Below are 18010 nucleotides of genomic sequence, written 5' to 3'. Positions count from 1 at the left end.
AAACAAAAAAAAGTGCCTTAAAAAAGGCACTTCCTCAACCAAAATTCTTCAATTCTACTACATCATAATCCCACCATCAACGTGCAGGGCTGTTCCGTGAACATATCTTGCTTCATCAGAAGCAAGATAAAGATACGCATTTGCAATGTCTTCAGGTTTTCCAAGCTCTTGCGCTGGAATTGTTTTCACAAGATTATTAATGACCTTTTCGGGCATACTCTTGACCATATTTGTTGCAATAAATCCAGGCACAACAGCATTCACGTTAATTCCTTTTCGAGCAAGTTCTTTTGCCCATGTTTTGGTCATTCCAACAACAGCTGCTTTTGATGCAGCATAGTTTGTTTGCCCAATGTTTCCATATACCCCTGATACAGATGAAGTGCTAATGATTTTTCCTTTTCCTTTTTCAATCATGTAAGGCACAACAGCTTGAGTACAATGGAAAACACCTGTTAAGTTCACATCAATAACTTTTTGAAAATTTTCCACAGACATCTTTGTTAACATAGCGTCTCTTGTAATACCTGCATTATTAATCAAAATGTCCACTGTTCCAAACTTGTCGACTACGTTTTTTACCATGGAGTCTACGGAATCACGGTTTGCAACGTCTACTTTAAAAAACTCGACAGTACCGCCTTTTCCTCGAAGCGCTTCAACACTCTCATGCCCAATTTTTTCATCAAAATCAGCGAGTGCTACCTTTGCTCCTTCTTCCATAAAACGCTTGGCTGCTTCAAATCCTAACCCACTTGCTGCTCCTGTAATGATCGCTACTTTGTTTTCTAATCTCATTCTTATTCACCCCTCTTTTTCATTTAGAAAGTGATTCATTTCATGGAGAACTTGATCAAGTGCATCGACAAGTGGAGAATGTCCACACTTATTTAATTCCACATATGTGCCAAATTCACCTAGGTCAACAGCAATTTCCTTTGTCATTTTTTGTGTGATGACATAATCCTTATCTCCATACAGGATTAAAACAGGTATTTGAATGTTTTGAACTTCATTACTTCCTTCCTTAAGCCCGTTATGATCGTTACTTAAATTGAAGGAATTTAAGCTATAATAAACGTCTGCTAAATTGCGCTGTGTTGTCATATCTTCTAAATAGGATTGATACCGCTCTTCTTCCGGTTTCTCATATACATAAACAAGCGAATCCCATACAGCTCGGAGAAAGGGATAGTTTTTCGTCTCATAAGCTGTTACCATTGGAGCAATCCGACTATCCCCCTCAACTTCTTCTCTAGTTGAAAGACGGTGATTTACATTAGGCCTTCCTAACTCGTCCATCTCGTAAAGTGGATATCCTCGAGTCGAGACAGATGATATTAAAATAAGATGATGACAGTCATCTGGATAAAGTGCCGCATACTGCAAGCAAACTCCTCCACCAAGTGACCACCCAAGAAGTGCAAAATCTTTTAGGTGAATTTGATCAACAAAAAGTTTTACATCTTCCGCAAAGTCACGAATATCTTCAACTCGTGTATTATAAGTAGATTCACCAAACCCTCTTAGATCGAGCGCATAGATCTTATATTTCTCATCCGCTTTTTCTAAAAAGGTATCAAAATGCTTCGATGATGTCATATTTCCATGGATAAGTAATAAAGGAACCGATCCTCCTTCCCGCTCTCGGTATCCTAATGTTTCTCCATTCGAAAGCGTTGTCTTTTTCAGTAGTACTTTCTTCATAAGCATCCCCCTATATTCCCATATAGTTAATAGGTTTATACTTTTGTTTACCCTTTCCCTCGCCATTTGAACTAGTTTTAATCGCTAAAGCTTCATTTTTTCTGCAGAAGACCTTCTACTTTTACATTATTCAATATTCTTCCTTTTCATGATTGCAAGATTAATTTAATTTATTTTTCAAACAAAAAAGAACTGTCATAGGACAGTTCCTTCAATGCTTAATATTTTACAAGTATTTTATCCTCTTTCTCGCTTTCGTTGCTTATAGCCTGTTTTTGTATTTAGATGAATTTCAATCCGCTTTCCTACAATCCACAGTATGACGATAACAGCAAGTACAATAACTGTTTTAAGAGGCTCTCTAAAAAATGATCCGATATCTTCTCCAATATAGCTTATCGCAAAAATCATAACCATTTTCCCCGCCATAACGGCTAAGGCAAACTGAGCCATACTAACGCGAGATAGCCCTGCAACGACATTGATGGCTGCTGAAGGAGTAAAAGGAAAGCATAGCATAATAAACAAAGGACCAAAGCCGTGACGCTCGAGCCAATCCATGACGCGGCGCACTTGCTGATGGCGATGTAGAAAATTGAAAATGCGTCGCTGTCCATATTTCCTGACAAGTAAGAACACGCAAAGTGCTCCTCCTACTGCTCCAAGCCATGATATAAGAAACCCTAGCCACAGTCCAAATGCCGCAGAGTTAGCTACAACAAAAACAAACAGCGGCAAGATTGGAATAAAAGCTTCAAGGAAGGGTAGCAAAATACCAGGTAAAAGACCAAATGACTGATACTTATTAAGCAAGTCTAAAATGTTCTCTAGTGTAAAAAAATGCTCTACTTCATTCAATGCCCAAGCTTCCTCCATCTCTTCATAACTTTCATCCTTGTTCTTATTTTATCCCATTATAGATTTTCTTGTACAGTTTGTCCTCTTTTAAGGATATAAGCCTGTTTTAATTCTTTTTTTATGGGGTAAAGATTATCAAAATAAAAGGCTTGGTTGCTCTGTTACAGTACAGAACAAATAAATTTTTAAAAAATTATAAATTCTAGTTGTATTTTCGCTTTTTCGTTTATATACTAAAAAAAAGGCGCAGGGGTGATTCTCATTAAAAAAGAAAATTCTTACACTGAGATGATGAAGTCGCTAGCCCATTCACGGAGAAACAGAAAGGACGAAAACCTGTTACAGATGTACATCCAAATGGTTATTGATGATTCCCTTTTCAAACGCAAAAAAGAGATTTTGGAAACAGAGATTAATAACGCTTTAGACACAGGTGATCAGCAAACGTTCTACAAGTTAGCCGAGAAATATGCAGCCCTTATGAAAAGCACAACATAGTGTATAAAGCCCTTCATTTCTTGAAGGGTTTTTTTATATCTATCTTCAAATAAAAAAGAGGAGAAGCGTAAGCGCTTCTCCTCTTTTTTTATGCTTCAGTAAACTGTGATTCTTCTGTTGAGCCTTTTAAAGCTGTTGTTGAAGACGTACCACCTGTAACAATCTGAGATACTTGATCAAAATATCCTGTGCCAACTTCGCGCTGATGTCTTGTTGCACTATAGCCATGTTTTTCACTTGCAAATTCCGCTTGTTGAAGCTCTGAATATGCTCCCATACCGCGCGTTTTATATTTTCGCGCTAGCTCAAACATGCTGTGATTTAAAGAATGGAATCCTGCAAGAGTAACAAATTGGAACTTGTAGCCCATTTTTGCGATTTCACGCTGAAACTCTTCAATTGTTTCTTGATCTAATTTCTTCTTCCAGTTGAAAGATGGCGAACAATTGTAAGCAAGCATCTTACCTGGGAATTCCTCATGTATTGCTTTTGCAAACTTTTCTGCTTGTTCTAAACTTGGTTCAGATGTTTCGCACCATACTAAATCAGCATATGGAGCATACGCTAAGCCCCTAGCAATTGCTTGATCAATACCTGCTTTTGTGCGATAGAAACCTTCTGGTGTTCTTTCTTCGCTCGCAATAAATTTCTGATCAACAGGGTCAATATCACTCGTAATTAAATCAGCTGCATCTGCATCTGTTCGTGCAATAACAAGCGTTGGTACTCCCATTACATCTGCTGCTAAACGAGCTGATATTAAATTTTTCACAGCTGTTTGAGTTGGAAGAAGTACTTTTCCACCAAGGTGGCCGCATTTCTTTTCTGATGAAAGTTGATCTTCAAAATGAACACCTGATGCTCCAGACTCAATCATTCCTTTCATCAATTCAAAAACGTTTAACTGGCCACCAAATCCTGCTTCTGCATCTGCTACGATAGGAGCAAAGTAATCAATTTCCCCTTCTCCTTCAAGATGCTGGATTTGATCTGCACGCTGAAGAGCTTGGTTAATTCTCTTCACAACACTTGGTACACTGTTTGCTGGATATAAACTCTGATCTGGGTACATATGTCCTGAAAGGTTTGCATCAGCGGCAACTTGCCAGCCGCTTAAGTAAATAGCTTTCAATCCTGCTTTTACTTGTTGTACAGCTTGATTCCCCGTCAAAGCTCCTAAAGCGTTAATAAATTGTTCTTCATGGAGACCTTTCCAAAGCTTTTCGGCTCCGTTCTTTGCAAGCGTATATTCAATATCAATTGATCCTCTAAGCTTAATAACATCTTCTGCTGAATATGGGCGTGTAATACCTTCCCATCTTTTATCGTTTTTCCAGCTTTGTTCTAATTTTTGTACGCGTAAATCTTTCATTTCTCCATCCCCTTATTGATGAATTTTTCATAAAAGCATTGGCGACATTCCAAAACAAAAAGCTGTTCATCTTCTGTTATACTACAGTTTACATTTACGTTAATTATTATATAACAACAGATTAAAAAACGGAACTACTTTTTTGAAATTTTTTACTGTCTATAGCTTCTTTTATTTTTCAAAATTTATCATACTTATTTGTGTTGTTGAATATATTGCATTCTCTCTAACATTGGAGGATGTGTGTACTGAAAAAACTTCACAAGAGATGGTGGATTAACTTGACTAAGACCTGCTTTTGAAAGCTTTTGAAACGAGCTTACGGCCGCTTCTTTATCTTCAACAAGTTCGATAGCATACTCATCTGCTTTCTGCTCGTGAACTCGTGATACATAGTTTGTTAACGGACTTGCAGCGAAACTAAGCATCGAAATAATGAGAAGCAGTAAAGGAACGGTTGCAAGCGAACCAAGAGAAGAAATCCCTACTTTCTTCTTATAGCGCACGTACAAACGCCCGATTATTTTGTATACAAGATACAATCCAACAAACGATAAAACGAGCGATCCAAGCAACCCGTAATAAACATGCTTCATTGTGTAATGACCCATTTCATGTGCCATAATAAATAAAATTTCATTGTCTGTTAAACGTTCTAGCGTTGTGTCCCATAACACGATTCTTGAGTTAGAGCCAATTCCTGTGACATATGCATTAAGAGCATTTGTTTCCTCAGATTTATCCACCTCATAGACATGGTCTGCTGGAATATTTGCTTTATCTGCTAATCGGAGAATCTTTTCTTCTAATTGTTTATTTTGAAGTGGAGAAAAATCATCATAAAGAGGAGCAATAACAACAGGTTGAATAAAAGTTAAAAATAATGTAAATGGAATTGATAAAATCCACGTATAGAACCACCATCGTTTTTCCGTATAACGAATAAGCATATAGATGACGTGAATAATGATAATCATCAGGATATAATTAAACCAAAAATCAATAACTTGTTCTTTGATCCAATCATGCAAAGATTGAACAGAAATTCCGTATTTTAATGACAGTTTATAGCGGACCCATTGTAATGGAGCACTTAGAATAAGTGTTGCAAGTGACAACCAGAAGAGATAAATAACCGTTTGCATAAAATTGCGTTTACTTATTTTTTTCGCCCAAACATTGAACGTCTTTGACCATCCACACATGAGCAAAAAGAGCAGAATGAGCCATTCATATGGTGCTGATAAAAGTGATAAGAAATTACGGATTGTTGAATATTCCTCGCTTAACAGCAGTTCTTTTGATGTCATAAATGTTTGAGGATCAACGCTTGTTCCTTGTAGCTCACGTGGAATTTCTGCACTTGCTCCATACAGATACCCCCACAGAGCAAGTCCGTAAACAACAAAAAAAAGAAAAACAATAATAAACTTTTTTTTCACTAATATGCTCCTTCCTGTCCAACTTTCTACTATTTAGTTTAAGTCTTTTTTTCTATTTTAGAACTACAACTCTTTTCTGTCTTTTTTCATAAAAAAAAGCCTTCACCAAGTGGAGAAGGCTGAAGGGTAGAATTATAAATGAGTTGCTTCCTCTTCTGAAAGCTTCTTTTTTAAAGCTCTTCGCAAAATCTTTCCTGTTGTATTCTTAGGCAGTTCATCTAAAAATACAATATTCCGTGGAACTTTATATGGAGCAAGATGTGTTTTGCAAAACCCTAGAATCTCTTCTTCTGAAACGGCCCTTTTTGTTACAACATACGCTTTTACAACTTCACCATACATGTCATCTTTTTCCCCTATAGCGGCAGCTTCAACGACAGCTTCATGTTCGTACAACCGTTCTTCAACTTCTCTTGGATAAACATTATATCCACCAACAATAATTAAATCTTTTTTACGATCAACAATATAAATATATCCGTCTTCATCCATACGGGCTAAGTCACCTGTATATAGCCAGCCATCTTTTATAATGTGCCTTGTTTCTTCTTCAAGCTTATAATAGCCTTTCATGACATTGGGTCCTTTCACAACAAGCTCGCCTATTTCCCCAAATGGTACTTCTTCACCTTGTCCATCTACAATTTTATTTTCCACATTTACAATACTAACTCCAACAGATCCTTCCTTTTGTATGTTGCTCCTAGGAGGGTTAAAACAAGTTACAGGCGAAGCTTCTGAAAGTCCATAGCCTTCTCTAATTGATATTTGAAACTTCTCTTCAAATTCACGTAGCAAAGCACCAGGCATTGACGATCCTCCAGAAACACAGAGACGTAGACTTTCTAATGCTTCTCTTGTGCCATTTTCATATTGACAAAGAAAGTTATACATTGTTGGTACTCCTGCAAAGATGGTTGCTTTTTCTGTACTAACATGCGAAAAGACTTGAGAGGGACTGAATTTTGGAAGAATCAAAATTGTAGCACCTGCTATAAGCGGTGCGTTAATACAAACTGTTAAACAGAAAACATGGAACATTGGTAAAACGGCGATAATTCGATCAGACTTCCCTATATTTAAGTATGTGGACGTATCTCTCGCATTGCTGTAGATATTAGTATGGGTGAGCATTGCTCCTTTTGGTTTCCCGGTTGTTCCAGATGTATACAAAATCATTGCTACATCTTCTCCATCGATTGGAATAGGAAGCAATGTACGTTCAAGCAGATGCAGAACTTCTGTGAACGTATGTACCTTTCCTTTAAGCCGTTTAGATACATGAAAAGAGTCAGCTTCTGCAAGTTTTTCTGTTGGACAAACAATAATATTCTTCAAGTAAGGTTCTCGCTCTAAGGAGTTCAGTAAACTATCGATTGAAATCACTGTTTTTACATCACTGTCTTGTAAGATATATTGAATTTCACTTTTCGTATAAAGTGGATTAATAGGCACAGCAACAGCTCCTGCCCGAAGTACTCCATATAGTGACACAATAAAATGATATGAATTATTTAAAAGAAGTGCTACATGGTCACCTTTTTGAACTCCAAGCGTTTGAAGGCCTGAGGCAAACTTTGTTGCTTGTTCATCTAACATCTTATACGAAACAATGTAATCTTTATATTTGTAAGCTGTTTTCTCCCCATCTTCTTGTGCTTTCATTGTTAAATTTCGTAATATGTTCATTTTCTCCCTCCCTTAAAATAAGTATTCTTACCTCTTGGTCTCTCCCCCTGTTACTCATCCCCTACTTTTTTTATTTTATAATTAATTTTCTTAATTTTCAAAACAAAAAAAGTCCTGAAGAAACAAAATGTTTCTTCAGGACTTTTTAGTACACAAGATCAATAAATTCTTCTTTTGTTACATTTCCAAAATAATGTTTAATATCAACATCATCGAGCGCTTTAGCAACCTCCTGACGCTCATAACGAATCCCTGTGAGCTTCTCTTCAATTTCCTCTACATTTCCAACTCCAAAGAAATCTCCAAAGATTTTACATTGCTCAACTTGTCCTTTTTTCACTTCAAGACGAACATCAATTTGTCCAACGGGAAAACGGTTTGAATGTTGAAGGTTGAACTTTGGTGATTTGCCGTAGTTCCAATCCCAATTTTGGTAACGTCCTTTTGATATTTCGTTAATTTTTTTCCAATCTTCTTCAGTAAGTTCATAGCGCTGTATGTTCTCTTCTCCATCGAAAATATAGTTTAGAATAAGCTGTTTAAATTCTTCCGTTGTTAACTTTTGCTCTAAAAATTCACTTATATTTGCTACTCGACTTCTGATGGATTTGATTCCTTTTGATTCAATTTTATCTTTTTTCACTTTTAATGCAGAAACAACGTTTTCAATCTCTGAATCTAAAAGAAGCGTACCATGACTAAACATACGCCCTTTTGTTGAGAATTGTGCATTCCCAGAAATCTTTCGTCCCTGGGCAATGATATCATTACGACCGCTAAGCTCTGCATCTACACCTAATTTTTCTAAGGCTTGAATAACAGGCTCTGTAAACTTCTTAAAGTTGTGAAAGCTCTCTCCATCATCTTTTGTAATAAAACTAAAGTTTAAGTTTCCTAAATCATGATACACAGCACCGCCACCAGATAAACGACGAACAACGTGTAAGCCTTGTTCCTCCACATATTTAGTATTAATCTCCTCAATTGTGTTCTGGTTTTTCCCGATGATGATAGATGGCTCATTAATGTAAAATAGAAGGTACGTTTCTTCGATATCTAAATGTTTTAAAATGTACTCTTCAATAGCTAAGTTAATTCTTGGATCTGTAATATTGTTATTGTCAATATAAAGCATACAAATATCTTCTCCTTTTATGTATTCCATGTGAATCCGCTATAAGCAAGCTCTACATTTCCTTCAAATACTTCTTGAGCTTCTTCTTTCAAACAGTTAATATCTCCAAAATGAGGGAGATGAGAGAGCAGTAGATGTTTAACGTTCGCTTCTCTTGCGATAAATCCAGCTTCTTCACTTGTCATATGACCAGGACCTTCTCCATTTTGCCCCTTATAAAAGTTACATTCACAAATAAGCAAGTCAGCATTTGTTGAAAAGGGAATAAACTCGTCTTGATAGCTTGAATCAGCTGTAAATACCACTGTTTTTTCTCCCGCTTGAATTTTCATCGCAAAGCATGGAACAGGATGTTTTGTTTTTAAAAACTCAATGTGAAAAGGTCCAATTTGTAATTCTTCTTCTGGATTATATTCTTTTCCAACTGTATCTCCTTCACTTGTTAAAGAATGAAAACCATCCATATTATAAGTATGTCCATAAATCGGCAATGGATTGCGTTTGTTTCCAAGACTCCCTTGAATCTTTAAGGCATATTGTAAAACACCAACATCTGCAACATGATCATGATGATAGTGTGAAATGATAACAGCATTAAGCTCAAATGGTTCTATGTAGTTTTGAAGCTGTGCTAATGCTCCGCTTCCGCAGTCTACAAGAAGATTAAAGCCATTGTGTTCAAATAAATAAGAGGTTGTTGCTTCTCCTTTAGCAGGATAACCACCCCAATATCCAACTGTTGTTACCTTCATTGCGTTAAAGCCCCCTGTTCATTTTCTGTATTAAAAGGTTACACGGAATAGAAATTTTCCATTCTATTATACCCGAAAAATCATGCTCTACCTATTCAGAAGCTTCTTCATTTACAGGCTAGGCCATTTTATCATTTTTATATATTGTTATAAAACAGTTGACATTTTATTTTCTGTTATAATACAATGATATTAACAAAATTCGTGTTAGGGGGAGTTAAAATGATCGAAAAGATTACTGAATTTTTCAGAAATTTGCCACCTAAAAAATGCCGTGATTGTGGAAATGCAATAGAAGAGCAGCATGAATGTTATGGAAATACGTGTAATAACTGTTTAAATATCAAATAAAAAAGGAAGGCTTAGAGCCTTCCTTTTTTATTTGATATTTAAGAAATTTGTTGTTTCTGTAGTAGATTAAGAACCTTTTGAACAGCTGCTTCACCTTGATCAATACAGTCTGGCAAACCTAGTCCTTCATAAGAACTGCCTGCTAAAAATAATCCTGGCATTGTATGCTCAAGCTGATCATAAATTGTTTCAATTATGTTTTTATGGCCAACTGTATATTGGGGCATTGCTCGTTTCCAGCGTGAGACAATAGAAAATTCAGGAAGACCTTCAACATCCATAATTCGATTTAAATCTTCCAGTACAATCCGCACAATTTCTTCATCAGATAAATCTACAACAGCTTCATCACCTGCTTTTCCAACATAGCAACGAAGCAATACTTTACCTTCTGGAGTTGTGTGCGGCCATTTCTTATGTGTCCATGTGCATGCTGTTATAGTATAGTCACCATTTCGAGCTACAACAAACCCTGTTCCATTAATGTCTTGTTTGACAGCTTCTTTTGGAAAAGCCATTGCAACTGTTGCAACGCTTGTGGCAGGCATGTCCTTTAATGGCTGTAAAAGAGAACATTGAGGAAGAAGTGATTGAGCAGCATAGTGAGGTGTTGTCACAATAACGCTATCTGCGATAATTTTATCTCCGTTACTTAATGAAAGATGAAATTTACCATCTGACTCATACATAGAATCTACTCGGACTCCTTTTTGAACAGCAGCAGGCTCTAAATGTTCTTCGACTGCATCCACAAGAGATTGCAAACCGGTTTTTAGTGTTAAGAACTGCCCTTTTGCTTTTCCACCATGTGAAGATGGCTTTTGACGGAGATCTTTGATTTTTTTCATTCCAAAAATAAGGCTTCGGTGCTCTTGCTCTGCATGATAAAACTGAGGAAAAGTCGACATAAGGCTTAGTCGATCAATATCTCCTGCATATATACCAGATAAAAGCGGTTCAATTAAATTTTCCACAACTTCGTTGCCTAAACGACGTCTAAAAAAGTGACCAAGCGACTGATCTCCTTTTTCTTTTGTTTTAGGCAGAATGAAATCTGCTGCAGCTCTTACTTTTCCCATTGGACTGAATAATCCTGTTGTAAGAAATGGAGAAATTTCAGTTGGAATGCCCATTACAGCTCCTTGTGGAATAAGGTGCAGCTTCTCCCTTGCTAAAACGTAAGATTGACCTGTAGAGTTATTTGTAAGTTCTTCTCCAAGACCTACTTCTTTTACAAGTCTTGCTGCACTTTGCTTTCTCGCTAAAAAGGAATCAGGACCTCTTTCAATCGTGAAACCATCTCGCTTCATCGTCTGGATTTTTCCGCCTAGGCGATGACTTGCCTCTATTAAACGATAATCTATCGGTAGTTTTTTATCTTTAATCTCTTTCTGCAAATAATAAGCAGCTGTAATGCCGGTAATTCCGCCACCGATAATTACAACTTTTTGGCGTTTTTCGCTCAATTGTATCATCTGCTTTCTTTTTTATTGTTATTCTATTATTTGTAGTCTAAATTATTTCTAACATATTTGCGAACTTCTGTAACCGGACAGTTATGACAGTTTCGTGACACCCAAAAAGAAACTACGCAAATATATGCGTAGCTCCGTTTGTGGTTTTTAATTATTTTGGTTGCTTTACTTTGTTTAAAACAACTGTTGCTAAGCTATCAATAAACTCATCTTGAGCGTTTGGCATAGCTGGTCTATAGTATTTCGCACCAATTTCATCTGTCACAACTTTACATTCATAATCATTGTCATATAGAACTTCAAGGTGATCCGCTATAAATCCAACAGGAGCATAAACAAAAGATGTATATCCTTTCTCTTCATGAAGCGCCCGAGTTAAATCTTGCACATCTGGTCCAAGCCAAGGATCTGGTGTGTTTCCTTCGCTTTGCCAGCCAATCTCATAGTTTTTAATTCCCGCTTCTGTTACGATGAGATCAGCTGTTCTTCGAAGTTGATCAGGATAAGGATCACCTGCAGCGATAATTTTCTCTGGCAAGCTATGAGCCGAAACAATTAATACAGCTTTTTCTCGTTCTTCCTCGCTCATATTACTGAAAATATTTTTAATGCGTTTCGCCCAATAATTGATGAATTTTGGCTCATCATACCAGCTTTCAACTGGGTGAATTTTCGGTCCTCCTAGTTTTTCTGCTTCTTCCACTGCCCGTCCATTGTAAGATTTCACACTATAGCTTGAGTAGTGAGGAGCGAGCACAAGACTGATTGCTTCTTCAATTCCATCTTCATGCATTTTAGCTACTGCATCTTCAACAAAAGGTTCGATATGTTTTAAACCAAGATATGATGTAAACTCAACTTCTTTTTGAATGCTATTTAAATGCTCTTCAAGCTTATTCGCTTGTTCTTCTGTAATGCGAGCAAGTGGGGAGATTCCACCGATTGCTTTATAGCGATCAGTAAGATCCTGTAGCATTTCAGGAGTTGGTTTTCGCCCTCTGCGAATGTGAGTATAGTAACGTTCAATATCTTCCTCTTTGTATGGCGTTCCGTAAGCCATTACAAGTAAACCCATTTTTTTTGCCATTTTTCTGCACCTCATTAAAACACTGTATTTTAAAATAATTATTTTTTAATAATAACTATTATCTATTTTCCCATGAATACGACATAATTTCAAAAGATAAGGTGGCTTTTTTCATTATTTTTGGCTCGAGTACTCATGAATGAACGAAGTTAGTCGCTTAAGCGTATCAGGGTTTACATCTGGGAATACACCGTGTCCTAAATTGAAAATATAGTTTGGCGTTAACATTCCTTGATCTAAGATTGCTTTTACACGCTCTTCAATAACAGGCCATGGAGCAAGTAAAATCGCTGGATCTAAGTTTCCTTGTACTGTTTTATTTACTCCAAGTGCACGAGCTTCGTTAATAGATAAACGCCAGTCTAGACCAACAACATCAAGCGGCAAATCATTCCACTCGTGAACAAGGTGACTTGCGCCAACACCAAACATAATAAGCGGAACACCTTCATTTCGTAGCGAACTAAAAATCTTCTCCATTGTTGGTTTAATAAATGTCCGGTAATCTTGGACGTTTAAGGCTCCAACCCATGAGTCAAAAATTTGAATAGCTTTAGCTCCTGCCTTAATCTGTGACTTCACATATGTAATCGTCATATTAGCAAGCTTATCCATTAAAGAAAACCATATCTTTGGTTCGGCATACATCATTGCTTTTGTTTTATTATAGTTTTTAGAAGGGCCTCCTTCGATCATATAACTTGCTAATGTAAAAGGAGCTCCAGCAAAACCAATAAGCGGAACATCGAGCTGTTCTGTTGTGAGTAACTTAATTGTTTTTAACACATAAGGAACATCTTCCTCTGGATGAATTTCTCCAAGGTTTTCAACGTCCTGTAAGGCACGAATTGGATTACTAATAACAGGGCCAATACCTGTTTTAATATCAACATCAACACCAATCGCTGGAAGCGGTGACATAATATCTTTATAAAGGATTGCAGCGTCTACTCCGTATTGTTCAACAGGCAGTCGTGTGACATATGCACCGAGTTCTGGTTGATGTGTAATTTCAAAGAGAGAGTACTTTTCTTTCAGTTTTCGATATTCAGGCTGTGAACGTCCCGCCTGTCTCATATACCATACAGGAACATGATCTGTTTTTTCCCCTCGACATGCTTTTAAAAATGTTTCATTCATAAATTCTTTCACCTTCCCTATCCATAATCCGGTATGTATATTAGCCTCTTATCCGTAAGAGGCTAATTTTCTTCTCCTTTTGCCACTATACCGATTTTTACAACGGTTGTATACTTAGAAGCTTCAGTTGTCAAAAAGATGTGCGATTCAGGAAGCTTGAAATCCAAAAAGAGACGGAGATACTTTATTTGACTTCTCTCCACGTTCTTTCGTTTGTGTGTTATAAGGTATAACGTAGAATGTTGAAGAACTAAAAACATTAGCTCCTTCCACTTCATATTTGCCCTTTCCTTTTACTTTGCCAACAAGCTTTGTTTCGCCTTCTTTTTCTTCATAAATATAGTAAACAACGCGTTTATCTTCTGAAGGAGTCCATTCTAGCGTTAAAGAAAACACGCCTTTATCACCTGTTAAGTCATCGATTTTCTCTAACCGAATCGGATCTTTTAAATCTTTTGTCTTCTTAGGTTTTTTAAATGACTCTTTCGTTTCAATAGAAGATTGCGACAGAATGTCTTTAAAAAGAATGGTTGGATTTGAGCTTCCTCCTGTTAAATAATGAGAAGAGTTTGTCTTGTCATATCCCATCCACACTGTCCCTGTATACTGTGGCGTATATCCTGCAAACCAAACATCTTTATTGGCTCCCTTGACATTTGGAAAGGTTGTTGTACCTGTTTTTCCTGCAAGAGCTCCTGAGAACGTTCCGGCTGTTGCTGTTCCATCTTCCACAACTGCTTGTAGCATTTTTGTCATATACCACGATGTTTGTTTGGAAAATACTCTTTCTTTTTTTACTCTTTCAGTTTTTTTCACCGCTTCTCCGTCTGCTGTTTGAATTTTAGTAATAAAATGAGGCTCGACGTGAACACCTCCATTAGCAAATGTTTGATATGCTGAAGCAATTTGTAGAGGTGTTACTCCCTCTCTTAAACCACCAAGCGCAATAGCGAGACCATTATCTTCAATAGGCATATGGAGTTTCTCTAAATATTCCTTACTTTTTGGGACCCCAAGTTTGTTTAATGTCCACACAGCAGATGTATTAACTGAATCTTTTAATGCATCATACATAGTGATTTTCCCTCGGTACTCTTCATGGGCATTATGTGGTTCATAGCCGTTATATGAAACAACTTCATCTCTTAAAAGTGAATAGGGCTTAAATTTTTTCTCTTCAAGAGCAGGTCCATAAACCGCTAACGGCTTAAAAGTAGATCCTGGTTGGCGCTTAATATTGAGACGATTAAGGCCTTTTTGAACATAATCTCTTCCCCCAATTGCAGCGGTGACTCCACCTGTTTTGTTATCAAGAAGGACAAAAGCGCCTTGTACGCTATCATCTGTTCCTGGAAAATAGCTTCCTTCTTGAAACAGTTCATATGCTTTCTTTTGCACGCTCGTATTTAACGGTACTGTAATTTTATAGCCACCTCTTAGAAGTTCTTCATTTGATAAAGAATACCTATCTTTGGCTTCTTCCATCACCATATCAAAATACGTAAAATAGCTAGGCTCTTTTGCACGTGTCACAACATCTGTTCCGAGCGTTTTCCCTTGAAGCCGTACCGTTTCCTTCGCTGATAAATATCCTGACTTCTCCATAAGTCCAAGAACGACATTGCGTCTTTCTAAACTTTTATCAGGATTTAGAATTGGAGAGTATGTTGTTGGTGCTTTAAGCATAGCAGCTAAAACTGCACTTTGATCTGCTGTTAATTCTGAAACGTCTTTATTAAAGTAAACATGTGAAGCTGCTTGCACTCCATATGCTCCTTGTCCTAAGTACACTTGATTTAAATACATTTCTAGAATCTTATCTTTGCTGTAGCGATTTTCAAGATTCATGGCAATAATGGCTTCTTTTCCTTTACGCAAGAATGTTTTTTCATTTGATAGAAACACATTTTTAGCAAGTTGCTGGGTAATGGTGCTTGCTCCTTCCGCTTTTCCTCCTGCTAAAATATTTTTATATACCGCTCTTGAAATCGATTTTAAATCTATTCCATTATGTTCGTAAAAACGAACATCTTCTGTTGCAATAAATGCTTCCTTTACATGGTCTGGAATGTCTTCAATTGGAACGGGATCTCGGTTTTCTACGTATAGTTTCGTAATTTCCTTGCCGTTTTGATCCACAAGTGTTGTGGCAGAATTTAAAACAAGCTTTTTCTCGTCGATAATGTAATCTCCTAAAAGAATAATAATGAAGTAGCCGATAACACCTACTAACAGGAGTCCAACAACGATTCCACCTGCAACAATTCCTTTCTTATACATTATTTTCACCTCTTCTTTGTGCCAAAACCAACTAGGGGGTTCTAAAACACTTCCTTCATGATAATAGAAAGTGTTGGAAATCTCCAGCCATATAATGTTAACCTTTTTCTTTGCTCCACAAGAGAAAACATTCTATACTTTTAATATGAGTTTGGAAAAGCTTTCATATGCATAGTTTTGTATTTTTTTCCATAACTAAGCAAACCTATAGGGAGAGATGATTTGATGAAGAAAGTTTATATTACAAATGGAACTGAAAATTATTTAGGTAAACTTGCAAATGAACATCTTCAGGAAAATACGCTTTTACTTGTTTCTCCTGACAATGCTGCTCTTCTTCACGAAACGGAAGGAGACACTTTTTTTAAAGAAGGACGAAATTACGAAGTACTAGATTCTGTTGGAGAGATTGTCAAAAATGGATTTGCTGTTTTTAACAACATTCCTGTCACAGAAGAAGGACGCCCTCTTTTTGAACACCGCTTCAAAAACCGAGCAGGAAAAATTGAGACAGAACCTGGATTTTTAGCTTTACGCGTACTGCGTCCAACAAATAGCGACACATACGTGATTTTTACTCTCTGGGAAGATGAAAAAAGCTTTCTTGATTGGAAAGAATCCAATTCTTTTAAGACGGCTCATAAGAAACCAGGAACGTCTGAAGGACTTGATCAGCAAAAACAAGTCTTTCCGAGACCATCTTATATAACATCATTCAGAGTAAAAGAAGCATAAAAGAAGCCTTCCGAATTTTCGGAAGGCTTCTTTTATAGGTGTTTATCACAAAAATTTCTCTATCACATATGCTATATTACGTTAGGACGTAGGAGGCATAATGATGGATATGGGATTGACGCTTATTCACTGGACATATGTGCTCTTCATTTTTCTTATTATCGGATTTATGGTCAAAAGACTTGATACAACCATTTTATGTATTGTAGGAATATTTCTCGTTTCTTTTATTGCTCATCCTTCTTTACCAAACGCTATTAGTAATGTATTTAATAGCTTTATTTACGCCATTACAGAGCTTTTACCAACTATTTTAATTATTTGCATTATTGTTGCGATGAGTAAATCGCTTACTGCAACAGGAATTCACGATACCATGATTTCTCCTTTTGCAAAATTCATCAGAACTCCCACGCTCGCCTATTGGATCACGGGAATTCTCATGATGAGCATTTCTTACTTTTTCTGGCCCTCTCCTGCTGTTGCTTTAATTGGAGCTATTTTGCTTCCTGTAGCACTTCGAGTTGGTTTACCTGCGATGGGCGTTGCTGTTGCAATGAACCTTTTTGGCCACGGTATTGCCCTTTCAGGTGATTTCGTGATTCAAGCAGCACCAAAACTTACGGGTGATGCTGCAGGTATTCCTGTTCATGAAGTTATACAAGCAAGTGTTCCACTTGTAATTACAATGGGTGTTGTAACAACTTTTACTGCTTTTTTTCTGCTTAAGCGTGATTTGAAATTAGGGAGGATTTCCGTTGAACCCCCTTCAGCTAATAATGCGCAAACGCACAAACAGCTTCTCTCAAAGAAAACCAATATCATAATGGCCGCTATCATTCCGCTCCTCTTTATAATGGATATATTTCTTATGTTTCAGCTAAATCTTCAAGGAAGTGATGCGACAGCATTAGTCGGTGGTACTGCGCTTTTTATCCTTCTAGCCATTGCCCTTTTGGGTCATAAAAGAAATGGACTTGAGAAAACCACATCTTATCTTGTTGATGGTTTTCAGTTCGGTTTTAAAGTATTCGGTCCTGTTATTCCAATTGCAGCCTTCTTCTATCTTGGAGATGCTGGATTTACTACGATTGTAGGGAATTACTTACCACAGGACTCCAATGGAATTGTTAATGATCTTGGAGCTGCTCTCTCCGCTTCTGTACCGCTTACGAAAGAAGTTGCAGCGGTTACTTTAACAGCAGTAGGAGCTATTACAGGACTCGATGGCTCTGGATTTTCAGGTATTTCTCTTGTTGGATCTATTGCTAAGATTTTTGCAGCTTCTATTGATGGTAGCATTGCTACCTTGACTGCACTTGGCCAAATAGCTGGAATCTGGGTTGGCGGAGGCACTATTATTCCTTGGGCCCTTATTCCTGCAGCGGCAATTTGTAATATAAGTCCTTTTGAGCTTGCTCGTCGCAACCTTCTTCCTGTTGGGATTGGCTTAGTTGTGACAACAATTGTCGCAATTATCCTTATGTAA

General features: G+C 37.1%; 16 protein-coding genes. 4 read left to right on the top strand and 12 right to left on the bottom strand.

Going from position 1 to position 18010, the window contains the following annotated elements:
- Positions 1-57 precede the first annotated feature (57 nt).
- The 3 genes from fabG to MOC86_RS00615 all read right to left on the bottom strand — a co-directional run bounded on the left by fabG (position 58) and on the right by MOC86_RS00615 (position 2583).
- Complete coding sequence (gene fabG, locus MOC86_RS00625; RefSeq protein WP_268582305.1) at positions 58-798, bottom strand: 3-oxoacyl-ACP reductase FabG; 741 nt, start codon at positions 796-798, stop codon at positions 58-60.
- Between the two features lie 6 nt (positions 799-804).
- The gene (locus MOC86_RS00620; protein WP_268582304.1) at positions 805-1707 is read right to left on the bottom strand and encodes an alpha/beta fold hydrolase; all 903 of its coding nucleotides are present in this window, start codon (positions 1705-1707) and stop codon (positions 805-807) included.
- A gap of 237 nt (positions 1708-1944) precedes the next feature.
- Entirely contained in the window at positions 1945-2583 is a 639-nt protein-coding gene (locus tag MOC86_RS00615) for a TVP38/TMEM64 family protein (RefSeq protein WP_019393891.1), read from the bottom strand.
- A gap of 234 nt (positions 2584-2817) precedes the next feature.
- On the opposite strand from MOC86_RS00615, the gene MOC86_RS00610 reads away from it, so the two are divergent.
- A complete protein-coding gene (locus MOC86_RS00610) occupies positions 2818-3063 on the top strand; it encodes an IDEAL domain-containing protein (protein WP_268582303.1) in 246 nt (81 codons plus the stop codon).
- An 88-nt stretch (positions 3064-3151) separates the two neighbouring features.
- Here MOC86_RS00610 and aceA read toward each other — a convergent pair whose 3' ends face one another.
- From aceA to MOC86_RS00585, 5 genes are all read right to left on the bottom strand, one after another.
- Positions 3152-4435 (bottom strand): isocitrate lyase, encoded by a 1284-nt coding sequence (gene aceA / locus MOC86_RS00605; protein ID WP_268582302.1) that lies wholly within the window; start codon positions 4433-4435, stop codon positions 3152-3154.
- A 194-nt stretch (positions 4436-4629) separates the two neighbouring features.
- On the bottom strand, positions 4630-5877 hold the full coding sequence (locus tag MOC86_RS00600) for a M48 family metallopeptidase (RefSeq protein WP_268582301.1): 1248 nt from the start codon (positions 5875-5877) through the stop codon (positions 4630-4632).
- A gap of 132 nt (positions 5878-6009) precedes the next feature.
- Positions 6010-7566 carry a long-chain-fatty-acid--CoA ligase gene (locus MOC86_RS00595; protein WP_268582300.1) on the bottom strand — a complete coding sequence of 519 codons (1557 nt, stop codon included), beginning with the start codon at positions 7564-7566 and terminating at the stop codon, positions 6010-6012.
- Positions 7567-7711: 145 nt separating this feature from the next.
- The gene (locus MOC86_RS00590) at positions 7712-8701 is read right to left on the bottom strand and encodes a lipoate--protein ligase (RefSeq protein ID WP_268582299.1); all 990 of its coding nucleotides are present in this window, start codon (positions 8699-8701) and stop codon (positions 7712-7714) included.
- A 17-nt stretch (positions 8702-8718) separates the two neighbouring features.
- Positions 8719-9453 (bottom strand): MBL fold metallo-hydrolase, encoded by a 735-nt coding sequence (locus tag MOC86_RS00585; protein ID WP_268582298.1) that lies wholly within the window; start codon positions 9451-9453, stop codon positions 8719-8721.
- A gap of 222 nt (positions 9454-9675) precedes the next feature.
- Between MOC86_RS00585 and yhfH the strand changes: the two genes are divergently transcribed.
- Complete coding sequence (gene yhfH, locus MOC86_RS00580) at positions 9676-9804, top strand: protein YhfH (RefSeq protein WP_019393898.1); 129 nt, start codon at positions 9676-9678, stop codon at positions 9802-9804.
- Between the two features lie 38 nt (positions 9805-9842).
- Here yhfH and hemY read toward each other — a convergent pair whose 3' ends face one another.
- The 4 genes from hemY to MOC86_RS00560 form a co-directional block, all read right to left on the bottom strand.
- A complete protein-coding gene (gene hemY, locus MOC86_RS00575) occupies positions 9843-11279 on the bottom strand; it encodes a protoporphyrinogen oxidase (RefSeq protein ID WP_268582297.1) in 1437 nt (478 codons plus the stop codon).
- A gap of 151 nt (positions 11280-11430) precedes the next feature.
- Positions 11431-12366 carry a ferrochelatase gene (gene hemH, locus MOC86_RS00570; RefSeq protein ID WP_268582296.1) on the bottom strand — a complete coding sequence of 312 codons (936 nt, stop codon included), beginning with the start codon at positions 12364-12366 and terminating at the stop codon, positions 11431-11433.
- A gap of 114 nt (positions 12367-12480) precedes the next feature.
- Entirely contained in the window at positions 12481-13506 is a 1026-nt protein-coding gene (hemE, locus tag MOC86_RS00565) for a uroporphyrinogen decarboxylase (protein ID WP_268582295.1), read from the bottom strand.
- Between the two features lie 147 nt (positions 13507-13653).
- Complete coding sequence (locus MOC86_RS00560; RefSeq protein ID WP_268582294.1) at positions 13654-15786, bottom strand: transglycosylase domain-containing protein; 2133 nt, start codon at positions 15784-15786, stop codon at positions 13654-13656.
- A 225-nt stretch (positions 15787-16011) separates the two neighbouring features.
- Between MOC86_RS00560 and MOC86_RS00555 the strand changes: the two genes are divergently transcribed.
- The gene (locus MOC86_RS00555; RefSeq protein ID WP_268582293.1) at positions 16012-16521 is read left to right on the top strand and encodes an antibiotic biosynthesis monooxygenase family protein; all 510 of its coding nucleotides are present in this window, start codon (positions 16012-16014) and stop codon (positions 16519-16521) included.
- A 103-nt stretch (positions 16522-16624) separates the two neighbouring features.
- Positions 16625-18010, top strand: a complete 1386-nt coding sequence (locus MOC86_RS00550; protein ID WP_268582292.1) for a hypothetical protein — start codon at positions 16625-16627, stop codon at positions 18008-18010.

It is taken from the genome of Priestia endophytica, assembly GCF_026790145.1.
GTDB classification, from domain to species: Bacteria; Bacillota; Bacilli; order Bacillales; family Bacillaceae_H; genus Bacillus_I; species Bacillus_I endophytica_A.
This window is presented reverse-complemented; position numbering and strand designations above follow the sequence as displayed.